Genomic DNA, 12,570 nt, shown 5'->3' on the forward strand with positions numbered 1-12,570 from the left:
AAGTTATCACACTATATAGCGTTTGTCAAATTCGCGAATGCGCTTAGACTCAAGTCTTCCGGCCGTGATAGCGGATCTATGCCGACTTTATCTAAAATCTTGGCCAAATCCTCTTTAGAGATGTCTAAAACAGCTTCTCTGGAGAGTGAATTCATGATAGTCTTCCGCCTTTGATTGAAGGCGCCTCTTATTATCTTGAAAAGCAGCCCTTCGTCGGCCACTTTTACCGAAGGCTCATCCAAAATATCGAACCGCACAAGGCTCGAATCGACTTCCGGCTCAGGATAAAAAGCGCTGCTTTTTATTGTGTGAATATATGAAACTTTCATGTAATATTGGACGAAACAGCTTATCGAGCCATAACCCTGGGTGCCGGCGGACGCGATAAACCGGTTGGCCACTTCCTTCTGCACAACGATCAACGCGGATTCCATAAACATTCTATTTTCTATCAGGTATTCTATTATAGGGGTTGTCACGTAATATGGGAGATTACCAATGACTTTCATGTGTTTTGCGGGCGCTATTTTTTGCTTTATGTCAAAATCCAATATATCTTCATTGAACAATTTAATATTCGGAAATTCGTCGCGGACCATATCCGAAAAAATAGAATACGCTTTTTTGTCTTTTTCTACCGCAAATACCCTGGCGCCTGTCGCCGCTAAATCTATAGTAAGCGCGCCAAAACCGGGGCCTATTTCTAAAACAATATCATCCTTGCCGACACCTGCCTGCGCCACTATCTTATCCTTCACATTAGCGTCTATAAGATAGTTCTCGCCCAGCCTCTTTAGGGGCGCGAAGTTATATTTTAAAAAGATAGTTTTTAGTTGGGATTGTGTAAGCATCTTATTTCTTCTTGGAAAGGATATCGGCCAGCTTTATCGCTTCCCGCATGGATGTGGCTTCGGCGATACCTTTACCGGCTATATCAAATGCGGTGCCGTGGTCGGGAGATGTCCTCACAAATGGAAGCCCTAAAGTCAGGTTGACACCGTCATTAAAATATAGCATCTTGAACGGCGCCAATGCCTGATCATGGTACATCGAAATGACCGCGTCGAACTTTCCATTCAACGCTTCATGGAATATCGCGTCGGCGGGTATTGGCCCGTAAAGAGCTTTGACATATTCTAAAGCCTTCTTTATCGCGGGAACTATTTTTTTAGCCTCTTCGTCGCCGAATAAGCCATTATCTCCGGCATGCGGATTCAAGCCCGCTACGCCTATTCTCGGATTTTCCACGCCAAAAAATCTTCTTAGGCAATCCGCGGTAAGAATTATGGTTCTATATACATTGTCGATATTGACGGAGCCTGCGACATCCTTCAGCGCCACGTGCCTTGTAACCAGCGAGACTTTTAATTTTTTCCCCACAAACATCATCGAGAAATCTTTTGAAGATGTCTTTTGCGCTATATACTCTGTGTGCCCTTCAAAATTTTTTATACCTCCATCGCGGACGGATGATTTGTTTACCGGCGCTGTGACCAGACAGTCGGCGTCGCCTTTTTTCAAAATATCCAGCGCTCTATCCACATATTCTATCGATGCCTTACCAAAAGACGGAGACTCTTTGCCGTAACAGAAATTATTTTGGGGAACATTGGAAAGGTCCACGAGGGAAAATTCAGGATTCAGTTTCAGATCTTTTTTTACTCTGTTTATTATGAAATAATCGCCTATTACCGTGATATGCGCCGCGCGGCACAGTTCTTTGTCGCAAAGGGCTTTGACCAGGACTTCCGGCCCTACGCCGGAGGGATCACCCATAGTTATGATGACGCGGCTCTTATTTGAACTCAATGTAGGCATTCTTGGCGAGCGAGTCTATCCAGCCTCTAAGCCTCTGGTCGGCTTTCTGGCGATAAAGATATTCTTCGATTTCCTGACGGACCTCGGACAATTCTTTGGTTCTGCGAAATTTTCTCTGTTCGACTTTAAAGAGATGATATCCCAGCGGCGTCTGGATGATACCGGACGTTTCGCCGTCTTTAAGGTTGAACGCTATCTCTTCTATCTGCGGCATCAGATCGCCTTTTTTCACATACCCCATTAGCCCGCCCGATTCCGTAGCGGGCCCGCTGGAATACTCCTTGGCTAACCCGGCAAAATCGCATCCATCTTGAATTCTCTTCACGATTTCGCGGGTAATTCTCAACGCCTCGTCCTGGCTGGCTTTATCCTGTTGTTTGGGTTTTATCAATATCTGCCTTAACTGTATCTCTTCCGACTGCAAAAATTGATCCTTATTTTCACTATAATAGTTCTTTACCTCCAGCGGGGTGATTATGATCCTGGCTCCCACTTTCTGGTCTATCAATTTTCGAATCATTATCTTTTCTTTATATCTCGCGCGAAGCTCGTTTAATGTAAGATTCTGCTGATTCAGCATATCTTCGAGCTCTTTTTCGCTGCCTATTTTTCTCTGTATCTCTTCTATTCTGACATTAATCTCTTTTTCTTCGACAGTTATATTGGCTTTTTTTGCCTCGCTAAAGATAAGCCTGTCTTCTATAAGCTGTTTTATAATACCTTCGCGGACTTCTTCGAGCCTTCTTATAAGTTCTTCGCCTTTATACATCGTCCTGTACTGCGCGTATACCGGCGAAAGCATTATGTCTATTTCGCGCTGCGTTATGATCTCACTATTGACAACTACGACAATTTTATCCACAACCGCGGCTTTCGCGCTGTCCGGCAGATTTATAAAAAACGTGCATGCTAAAATTAAGGCCGCTATCTGTAGATATCTTTTCATAATTTAATTATTTCCGCTGATCTTCTTTTTTCGAGTTGATAGCTTCCATGGCCTTCACCGCGTCGTCCTCTACTCGGACGCGATATTTATTCTTAAGGTCTATCACCAATTTATCGAAGGTTTCGTTGCGTTTGCCCATCTTAAGCTCATTTTCGATCACCGGCCTCGCCTCTTCGAAAGACTGGATAGTTTCGGGCTTTATATCCGTCAGTTTTATTATATGATAACCGAACTGCGTGCGGATTATGGGGCTTATCTGTCCGACTTTAAGCTCAAGGCACGCGCTCTCAAACTCCGGCGTAACCTGCCCTTTTCTAAAATATCCTACATCGCCCCCCCTGGAAGCTGTCGCGTCAATGGATTTTTCCATAGCGAGTTCCTGAAAACCTTTGCCGCCTGAAAGCGCCGATAAAATATTCTTTGCCTCACCTTCGCTTGCCACGAGGATATGCGACGCTCGCCACATCTCGGGCTTCTTAAATTCATCCTTATGATCTTCGTAATAATTCTTCATTTCCTCTTCGGAAATCTTTATCTTGTCATCTACTTCCATCTTAACAAATTTCGCTATGACTATCTTCTTCCTGGCTTCTTCAAGTATCTCACGCACTTCCTTGTCTTTATCCACGCCTTTTCTTACGGCGTCTTCAAGAAAGAGGGACTCCACCACCATATCATCGAGCAAAGTCTTTTTATTCTTTTGGGCCATGCCCTGGTAATAAGAAGGGAGCTTGGAGAGCTTCTGCTTAAAATCGTTTAAAGTGATGAATTTATTTCCTACAGTGACCAGAATCTTATCCTGCCCCGAAGGCCTTGAATCACATCCTGCCAGAAATGCCGGCGAGAATACTATCAAGAGTACTATAAAAATTTTCGTATTCATAATTTTGATATATTGTATCATATAAAAAGAGTTCTTTTCAACTTTTCTTTGACCTATAGCTTTCTATCGCGCTTTTCAATAACCTGCAATAGAGATCGAATCCCACAGAATAGATGTATCCGCTCTGTTCCATTCCCAAAAGGTTGCCGGCACCTCTTAATTCGAGATCCTCCATGGCGAGTTTAAAACCGGAACCCAGCTCTTTAAACTTCATTATAGCCTGCAGCCTCTTCTGGGAATCGGATGTGAGAACAAATTGTTTGGGTATTAGAAGGTACGCGTATGCCCCGCGTGAAAAACGTCCGACGCGGCCTCTTAATTGGTATAGGTCCGCCAGGCCGAACATATCTGCCCTGTTTATTATAAGGGTATTAGCGTTGGGAATGTCTATGCCGGACTCTATTATCGTGGTGGAAATAAGGCAGTCTATCTGGCCTGTCATAAATTTCATCATCGTCTCTTCGAGTGACTTCTCATGCATCCTTCCGTGCGCCACGGCTATCTTTATCTGAGGCACAAGTTCGGATATTTTTTTCGCTATCTTCTCAATATCCTCTATCCTGTTATGCACAAAAAATATCTGACCCGACCTGTTCTTTTCTTTCAGCATGGCGTTCTTTATCAAATTATCGTCATAATAAGTTACGTAGGTCTCTACCGGGAGCCTGTCCGAAGGCGGCGTATTTATAATGGATATATCACGGCCTCCCATAAGAGCCAGATATAATGTCCTGGGTATAGGCGTTGCCGTCAACGTAAGCACATCTGTGCTTAAGCGCAGGCTCTTTAAATACTCTTTGTGCCGCACGCCGAAACGCTGCTCCTCGTCTATAACCACAAGACCGAGGTCCTTAAACTTAATATCTCCCGACACAAGACGGTGCGTGCCTATAACTACATCTACGGCGCCCTTGGCGATGCCCTCTATTATCTCTTCCTGCTGCGACTTCGTCTTGAAACGGGAGAGCATCTCGACTCTCACCGGATATTTTTTCATTCTGGTAGAAAATGTATTATAGTGCTGTTCCGCTAAAATTGTCGTCGGGACGAGTATAGCGACCTGCTTATTGTCCATCACCGCTTTAAATGCCGCGCGCAGCGCCACCTCTGTCTTCCCGTATCCGACGTCGCCGCACAATAAGCGGTCCATAGGCTTCGAGGATTCCATATCCCGCTTAACTTCCGCGGCGGATCGAGCCTGGTCCGGCGTCTCTTTATAAGGAAATTCTTTCTCAAAATCCTTCTGCCATTCCTTATCCGGTGAATATTTAAAGCCTACGGCTTCGGAACGCTTTACCTGCAACTCCAAAAGTTCCAGCGCGACTTTGTTTACGCCCTCCTTCGCGCGCTCTTTTACGCTCTTCCACAGCTTCGAACCCAGCTTATAAAGCTTCGGCGGTTTTCTTTCAAAGCCTACATACTTCTGTATTTTATTAAGATCTTCATAAGGAACATATAATTTATCACCGTCGGCGTACTCCACAACATAATGCTCGACGTATTTCTTATCTATCTTTACCCTTTCGATGCCTTTGTATACGCCGACGCCATGATCTATATGGACGACGTAATCACCCGATTCTATATCGACAAAATTATCTATAGGGCTCTCTTCACCGGATTCGATGAGCCTTTTCTGCAGCTTCTTCTTCGCTATTCCTTTTATAGGAAGTATTATCGCGGCTTGATGGTCTTCTATGGGGTCATATGTAACGGGATCGAGCGAGCGGATTCTTTTTACCGATGAGCCTTCGAGTTCTATTCTTAGCGGATAGGCGAAAGTGAGCGGGTATATCGAAATTGTATCGCCCAGAAGAGCGAAGTCGCCTTCTTCTGAAACGCGTTTACATGCGCGATATCCATATTCGACAAGATTAAGCGAGAGCTTCTCAAGATCTACTTCTTCTTTGAGGTATATCCTTATGGTATCGAACATTAATTACATCTTTTTGGGTAGGGACACTCCTAAAAGATTAAGGCCGTTCGCCAGTATCATTCTGACGCAATCGATAAGCACGAGCCGCGCCTTTGATAACACCGGGTCATCACAGACCACTCTGTGCTTGGTATAAAAAGAATGAAATGCTTTAGCGAGATCCTGCAGATACTGCAAAACTATATACGGCTCAAGCGCGTCCGCGCTTAAAGATACTATAAGGGGAAACTGCCGCAGCATCCTTAACAGATCGAGCTCTTCTTCCTCTTTCAGGGCGCTGGAATCGTATCTTGAAGCCAGCTTCGCGCTTTTACTAAAGTCCAGTATGGACCATATCCTGGCGTGCGCGTATTGTATATAATAGACAGGGTTTTCCATCGACTGCTCTTTTGCCTTTTCCAGGTCAAAATCCAGATGGCTCGAAATCCGCCTCATTATAAAACAGAACCGTCCCGCGTCCTTGCCTACTTCGTCCATCACTTCGCGCAATGTTATGAATTCTCCGGCCCTCGTAGACATCGGCACGACTTTGCCTGCCCTGTATAATGTCGCGAGCTGAGCTATCAGCACCGAAAGAGAGCTCTTTTCATATCCAAGCGCCTGCACCGCGGCAGTTATACGCGGTATATAGCCATGGTGGTCCGGCCCCCATATATCTATTATCTTCTTAAAGCCCCTTCTGTACTTATCAAGATGATAGGATATGTCGGGCGCCAGATAGGTGTACGACCCATCCGATTTTACTACCACTCTATCCTTATCATCGCCAAAATCGGTGGAACGGAACCACGTAGCGCCTTCCTGCTTAAATATATAACCCTTGCCCTCTATAGCCTTAAGCGCCTTATCTATCTTGCCTGACTTTCTCAAGGATTTCTGACTATACCAAAGATCAAACTCCACGCCAAAATCTTTTAGGTCCTTTTTTATGCCGTTCAATATCCATTTAAGGCCAAATTCGCGAAATGGCGCTATGTCGGTTTCGTCTGAAAATTTATCGCCATATCTTTTTCTGAAATCTTTCGCTATATCGGTTACATAAGCCCCTTTGTATCCATCCTGCGGAAATTCCTCGATCTTGCCCAATAGTTCACGATATCTTACCCTTATCGAATTCCCCAGAATATTCATCTGCGTGCCTTCGTCATTGACGTAATACTCTTTTTTTACATTGCACCCGACGAACGCAAGTATCCTGGCAAGAGAGTCACCTATCGCCGCCTGCCTGCCATGCGCTATGGTAAGAGGGCCCGTAGGATTGGCGCTTACAAATTCCACCTGCATCTTTTTACTGCGGCACAGGCTTATTCTGCCGTAACTATTCTTCTCGCGCTGTATATCAAGAACCACTTTATATAAATATGCTTTGCTAAGGAATAAATTTATAAATCCCGGAGCTTTCACCTCTATCTTCTCAACGCTGTCTTTAAGAGACGATCCGGAAATAGTTTCATTCATCTTATCTGAAATAAGCTGGGCGAATTTTATCGGAGGCATTGCCGCGAGTTTTGATGACTTCATCGCGATATTTGTGGATATATCGCCGTGCGATTTTTCCTTGGGGATTTCCAGCTGGGGGATAACGTCTTCGGGGCGGCTTAAAGGCTTGCCAGCGTCTTTTAAGACACTCTTAACCGATGACTCTATAAAAGATATTATCTCTCTTTCGATACCGCCGTAATACATAGTATACCCACTATCGATTCTAAAAGACGAGATTGCTCCCAAGCTATTTAAGGAACAATCTCGTCTTAAAATTTGTTTTAGCGCTTCTTTTTCTTCTTACTGGTGACTCTGGTAGTAGTGCGGGTCTTCTTGCGAGAGCGCCTGACCTTATGAGTCTTTTCCTTAAACTTCTTTACGGGAACATCGCCCCATAACTTCTCAAGCTCATAGAAACGCCTGGTATCTTCCTGAAATATATGGACTACAACATCGCCGTAATCAAGGAGTATCCAGAGGGCTTCGCGCTCTCCTTCTGTATGCCATACACGTTCGCCCTCCAGCTTCAGCTTCTCGATTATGCTATCTGATATAGCCCTGACCTGCGTGGTGGATGTACCGCTTGCGATTACAAAATAGTCACAGACGCTCGGTATCTTCCTCATGTCCAACATCAATATATCGAGCGCCTTCTTGTCCGAAGCGGCCCGGGCAATGGCCAAGGCCTTAGACTTGGATTCTATAAAACTTCACCTCTTTCTACAATGAAGGTACTACTTACTTCATTATCTTATACATTCCGGTGCCGCAAGTGGTGCATTTGCCCTTCATTGCCTGACGCTTGTTCTTCATTACAACCTTAGATGTGTCCTTCATCTCTTTCTTGGACTTGCACTTTACGCAATACCCTATCTCTGCCATTCAAATCACCTCCCCATATATTATAATTTGCTTAAAATTATACACTACAAAATGTGCCCGGTCAAGGGCATTACCGATAAAGTTTGTTATCGAGTATATATTTTCTTACTTTATCCGGAACAAGATACCTTATAGATCTGTGCTCCTTTAGGCGTTTTCTTATATCCTCGCTGGATACCTCTATAGGCGTTATTACCACGGTATCCGCCTCCTTCGGTATATCTTTAATGGGATAACCGGGCCTATTGGCCACTATAAACTTTGATATTTTGAATATATCATTTATATTCTTCCATGAAAAAAGGTCCTTAAGCGAATCGGAGCCGGTAATAAAGCATAGTTGGGCCTCGTCTCCATAGATAGAGCGGAACTCTTTAAGAGTATCTATAGAATATGATTTTTTCTTTGAATCCACCTCATATGTTGACACGTCAAACGCCGGATTATCCTCTATGGCGAGCTTTACCATCGCCAGCCTATCCCTGGCGCTTATCACTTCATTCGTATCTTTATGCGGAGGGATAAACGCCGGCACGAATATCAGCTTGTCGAGCTTAAGCTTAAAATAGGCCTCTTCGGCCAATATCAGATGCCCTATATGTATCGGATTGAACGTCCCGCCAAGTATTCCTATTCGCATATCCGCACCTAACTCCTTACCTGCCCCTTGCCGTATATTATATATTTATACGAAGTCAGCTCTTCGACGCCTACGGGCCCGCGTGCGTGTATCTTATCCGTAGATATGCCTATCTCGGCGCCCTTGCCAAACTCGCCTCCGTCGGTAAAACGCGTGGATGCATTTACATACACACAGGCCGAATCAACCTGGCTCAAGAACTTTTCGGCATTCTGCTTGGTTTTGGTAACTATCGCGTCGGAATGGTATGAGCCGTACTTCATTATATGCGCTATCGCTTCGTCCACGCCCCCAACGATCCTGACCGATAGTATCAGATCCGAATACTCTGTATGCCAGTCCTCTTCGGTCGCTTTCTTTACATCACCGGATATCTTCTTTGTTTCATCGCATCCGCGTATCTCTACGCCGGCATCCCTAAATCTTCGTATCATCTCCGGCAAAAATTTTGCCGCTATCTTTTTACTGACGAGCATAGTCTCCATGGAGTTGCATACACCGGGCCGCTGCACTTTCGCGTTAAAACATATATCATAGGCCATCTCCAGATTAGCGGAATCATCGACATATGTATGACACACGCCTTTATAATGTTTCATGACCGGGATCTTTGAATTCTTGGTAACTTCTCTTATAAGCGACTCGCCTCCCCTGGGTATTACAAGGTCTATCAGCCCTTCCTGGACAAGCAGGTCATTGATAATACTTCTGTCCGTATCCTTTATCATCGTTATCGCGCCTTCGGGCATACCCTGCGCAAGTCCCTCTTTGTTTAAAATATCAAAGATGGCGGTATTCGAATTTATAGCTTCGCTTCCGCCTCTTAATACGCAGGCATTGCCCGACTTAAGGCACAGACCCACGCAGTCACTCGTTACATTAGGACGGGATTCGTATATTATCAATACGACACCTATCGGGACTCTTACTTTTTTTATCAAAAGACCATTCGGCCTCTTCCTCGTCTCAAATACTTCGGCTACGGGATCTTCAAGCCTGGATATCTCGATAAGCGAATCCGATATGTTCTTCAGACGTTTTTCGTCAAGTTCCAGCCTGTCTATCATCGCATCGGAAAGTCCGGACTTTTCGGCTGCCCTGATATCTTTTTCATTTTCTTCTATAATGTAATGGATATTTTTCTTTAAAGCGCCCGCCATCGACCGCAGGATCTTTTCTTTCGATACGGAGTCCATCAAGGCAAGCTTACGGGAAGCGTCTTTAGCTTTAATGCATATATTTTTTATGTCCGCTATCATATTATCGCCAGATTGTCCTTGTGTATAACTTCATCCGCGCCTTTATACCCTAATACGCTCTTTATTTCGCCGGTCTTCAATCCCTTTATCTTTAAAAGCTCCGACGACGAATAGTTGGCCAGCCCTTTGGCAAATTCTCTGAATGTCTTATCAGTCACCTTTACCACATCTCCGGCGGTAAAATTCCCGTCGACTTCGACTATACCGGAAGCCAGAAGGCTCTTGTCTTTATGCAACAACGCCTCTTTGGCGCCTGAATCAACAACTATTGCGCCCTTGGCCTTAGAAGAAAAAGCTATCCATCGCTTCTTCGCGAGCAATTTGGAGACCGAGGCCTTAAATTTTGTCCCGACACTCTTGCCGTCGATTATATCCACAAGTATATTTTTGGTTTTGCCGTTAGCAATGACACACTCTATGCCGGACGCGGCCGCCTTTCTTATCGCGTCAAGCTTCGACGCCATGCCGCCTGTGCCAAGCTCGCACTGGCTCGACCTGGTAAGCTTCAATATTCTTGGCGTGATCTCATCCACAAAGTTTATAACATTGCACTTCTCGTCCAGCAGTCCGCCCACATCGGTCAAAAGTATGAGCATATTCGCATGGCAAAGATCGCCGACCAGGCTCGACAGCCTGTCATTGTCTCCGCACTTTATCTCTTCGGTGGATATAGTATCATTTTCATTTATGACAGGGACTGCTTTGTGATCAAGAAGAGTCTGTATGGTGTATTTTATGTTGAGGTATCTGACTCTATCGTTAAAATCTTCCTGTGTAAGCAGAATTTGTCCTACGAGATATCCTCGCTCTTTGAAATATCCGCTGTATAATTGCATAAGGTGGCCCTGGCCGATGGAAGCCGTAGCCTGCAGTTGGGATAATTTTACAGGCCTCTTCTTTAAACCTAAAAGACCCATGCCCGCGCCTATGGCTCCGGAAGTCACAACTATCACGCGAAAGCCCTTATCAAGAATATCGGAGATCTGGCCGATAACATCTTTCAGCTTATCCTTGTCCAGAGTCTTGTCCGACGAGGCTATGACTTTTGTGCCTATCTTTATCACTACTATCTTATCTTTAGCCATCTTTTTTTAACGATTTAACCTTTTTATACACGGCAGCCAACAATTCCTTGACGCCTTCACCGGTAACCGCGGATATCGGGAATACCTTAACGCCGCGTATATGTTTTTTGAACTTCTTTATATTATCCGCCGCCCCTTCAATATCTGATTTATTTAACGCTATAAATTGCGGTTTCTTTATAAGTTCTTTGCTGTACAACCTAAGTTCTTTGTTTAAATTTATATAATCCTTATACGGATCCCTGCATTCGCTTCCGGCTACATCGATCAGGCGTATCAGCACTTTCGTTCTTTCCACATGTCTTAGAAATCTGTCACCCAACCCCTTGCCCAGGTGAGCGCCTTCTATCAATCCCGGGATCTCCGCGACTACGAGGCTGGCGTCTTCATGAATTTTTACAACACCTAATACAGGGGCTTTAGTTGTAAATGGGTAATTGGCTATCTTTGGCCTGGCGCTTGATATTTTTGATATGAGCGTGGACTTCCCCGCGTTTGGGTAACCTACGATACCTGCGTCCGCGATAAGTTTTAACTCGAGAATTACCGTCTTTTCTTCACCTAAAGCGCCGGGGGAGGCTTCCCTATGGCGGGAGTTGCCCCTGCCGCCAGACCCGCCTTTAGCGATAATTACATGGTCGCCGACGTGCACCAGTTCACGCATTACAAGGCCGCTTGGAGCGTCCTTTATTATCGTCCCTGGCGGCACTTTTATGCGAAGGTCCTCGCCGTATCTTCCTTTTTTATGATTGGAGCTTCCGTGAAGGCCGGAATCGGCCTGGAAGTGCTGACGGTACTGAAAATCTAAGAGTGTGTGAATATTCTGGTCTGCCACGAAGACGATATCTGCGCCCTTGCCGCCTTCTCCGCCGTCAGGCCGGCCATATCTGCATGACCTGTCGCGAAACAGAGAATTACATCCATCGCCGCCGTCTCCGGCTTTGATATAGATTTTGGCCTCGTCTACGAACACTTGTTCCTATCCGCTTTTAGATCAAGACTTCTTCGATAATATAACGCTTACGATCCTTCTGGGATCGAACTCAACACGGCCGTCAACAAGAGCAAAAAGTGTGTGATCTGTCGCAACGCCAACGTTCGCGCCTGCTTTGAAACTCATACCCCTCTGCTTAAGAATTATATTGCCGGCTTTGACCGTCTGGCCTTTGAATTTTTTAACACCAAGTTTCTTTGGCTGGCCGTCGCGGCCATTAACTACATGTGCCATTGTATCCTCACCCTTCCTTTATATCTATCGATTTTACCCTAAGCCTCAAAAGATCCTGGCGATGGCCTATCTTCTTCTTTTCTGATTTACGCTTCTTGTACTTAAAAGCGATCAACTTGTCGCCTCTGACAAAGCCAAGAAATTCACAGGTAACATGCGCACCTTTTAGGTACGGCGTCCCGACGTGAACAGTGTTGCCTTCCTTGGCAATCAGTACCTTGTCAAGCTTTACCGGGCTACCTTGCTTAACATCAAGTTTCTCTACCAAAATTATGTCATCTTTGGCTACTTTGTATTGTTTTGAACCTGTCTCAATTACAGCGTACATTGCATTTCTCCTTGTAGTTAGGCGGTATACTATATCACAACCGCCCTAATTCGTCAAGCGTTTCAAGGGGGCCCCTCTTTTTA

The 12,570-nt window shown here is 45.0% G+C and carries 14 protein-coding genes; all 14 read right to left on the reverse strand.

Annotated elements, in window-relative coordinates; all coding sequences use genetic code 11:
- Positions 1 to 11 precede the first annotated feature (11 nt).
- Positions 12 to 851: a 16S rRNA (adenine(1518)-N(6)/adenine(1519)-N(6))-dimethyltransferase RsmA gene (rsmA, locus tag Q8R38_07150; protein MDP3791801.1), complete on the reverse strand. Its 840-nt coding sequence runs from the start codon at positions 849 to 851 to the stop codon at positions 12 to 14.
- Between the two features lies 1 nt (position 852).
- On the reverse strand, positions 853 to 1,809 hold the full coding sequence (gene pdxA / locus Q8R38_07155; protein MDP3791802.1) for a 4-hydroxythreonine-4-phosphate dehydrogenase PdxA: 957 nt from the start codon (positions 1,807 to 1,809) through the stop codon (positions 853 to 855).
- Positions 1,796 to 2,764 (reverse strand): peptidylprolyl isomerase, encoded by a 969-nt coding sequence (locus Q8R38_07160; protein MDP3791803.1) that lies wholly within the window; start codon positions 2,762 to 2,764, stop codon positions 1,796 to 1,798. Before Q8R38_07160 ends, pdxA begins: the two co-directional genes overlap by 14 nt.
- 7 nt (positions 2,765 to 2,771) lie before the next feature.
- On the reverse strand, positions 2,772 to 3,668 hold the full coding sequence (locus Q8R38_07165) for a peptidyl-prolyl cis-trans isomerase (GenBank protein ID MDP3791804.1): 897 nt from the start codon (positions 3,666 to 3,668) through the stop codon (positions 2,772 to 2,774).
- Between the two features lie 16 nt (positions 3,669 to 3,684).
- A complete protein-coding gene (gene mfd, locus Q8R38_07170) occupies positions 3,685 to 5,583 on the reverse strand; it encodes a transcription-repair coupling factor (GenBank protein MDP3791805.1) in 1,899 nt (632 codons plus the stop codon).
- A gap of 3 nt (positions 5,584 to 5,586) precedes the next feature.
- Positions 5,587 to 7,269 carry an arginine--tRNA ligase gene (gene argS, locus Q8R38_07175; protein MDP3791806.1) on the reverse strand — a complete coding sequence of 561 codons (1,683 nt, stop codon included), beginning with the start codon at positions 7,267 to 7,269 and terminating at the stop codon, positions 5,587 to 5,589.
- A gap of 77 nt (positions 7,270 to 7,346) precedes the next feature.
- Complete coding sequence (gene rsfS / locus Q8R38_07180; protein MDP3791807.1) at positions 7,347 to 7,769, reverse strand: ribosome silencing factor; 423 nt, start codon at positions 7,767 to 7,769, stop codon at positions 7,347 to 7,349.
- Positions 7,770 to 7,803: 34 nt separating this feature from the next.
- A complete protein-coding gene (locus tag Q8R38_07185; GenBank protein MDP3791808.1) occupies positions 7,804 to 7,947 on the reverse strand; it encodes a DUF5679 domain-containing protein in 144 nt (47 codons plus the stop codon).
- A 70-nt stretch (positions 7,948 to 8,017) separates the two neighbouring features.
- On the reverse strand, positions 8,018 to 8,587 hold the full coding sequence (nadD, locus tag Q8R38_07190; protein MDP3791809.1) for a nicotinate-nucleotide adenylyltransferase: 570 nt from the start codon (positions 8,585 to 8,587) through the stop codon (positions 8,018 to 8,020).
- Between the two features lie 8 nt (positions 8,588 to 8,595).
- Positions 8,596 to 9,846 (reverse strand): glutamate-5-semialdehyde dehydrogenase, encoded by a 1,251-nt coding sequence (locus Q8R38_07195; GenBank protein MDP3791810.1) that lies wholly within the window; start codon positions 9,844 to 9,846, stop codon positions 8,596 to 8,598.
- Entirely contained in the window at positions 9,843 to 10,931 is a 1,089-nt protein-coding gene (gene proB / locus Q8R38_07200) for a glutamate 5-kinase (protein MDP3791811.1), read from the reverse strand. The genes Q8R38_07195 and proB overlap by 4 nt, the downstream gene beginning before the upstream one ends.
- Entirely contained in the window at positions 10,924 to 11,904 is a 981-nt protein-coding gene (obgE, locus tag Q8R38_07205) for a GTPase ObgE (GenBank protein ID MDP3791812.1), read from the reverse strand. The genes proB and obgE overlap by 8 nt, the downstream gene beginning before the upstream one ends.
- Positions 11,905 to 11,925: 21 nt before the next feature.
- Positions 11,926 to 12,159, reverse strand: a complete 234-nt coding sequence (locus tag Q8R38_07210; GenBank protein MDP3791813.1) for a 50S ribosomal protein L27 — start codon at positions 12,157 to 12,159, stop codon at positions 11,926 to 11,928.
- Positions 12,160 to 12,166: 7 nt separating this feature from the next.
- The gene (gene rplU / locus Q8R38_07215; GenBank protein ID MDP3791814.1) at positions 12,167 to 12,487 is read right to left on the reverse strand and encodes a 50S ribosomal protein L21; all 321 of its coding nucleotides are present in this window, start codon (positions 12,485 to 12,487) and stop codon (positions 12,167 to 12,169) included.
- Positions 12,488 to 12,570 lie beyond the last annotated feature (83 nt).

The organism is Candidatus Omnitrophota bacterium, from assembly GCA_030695905.1.
In the GTDB taxonomy this organism is placed as follows: domain Bacteria; phylum Omnitrophota; class Gorgyraeia; order 2-01-FULL-45-10; family 2-01-FULL-45-10; genus CAZHPY01.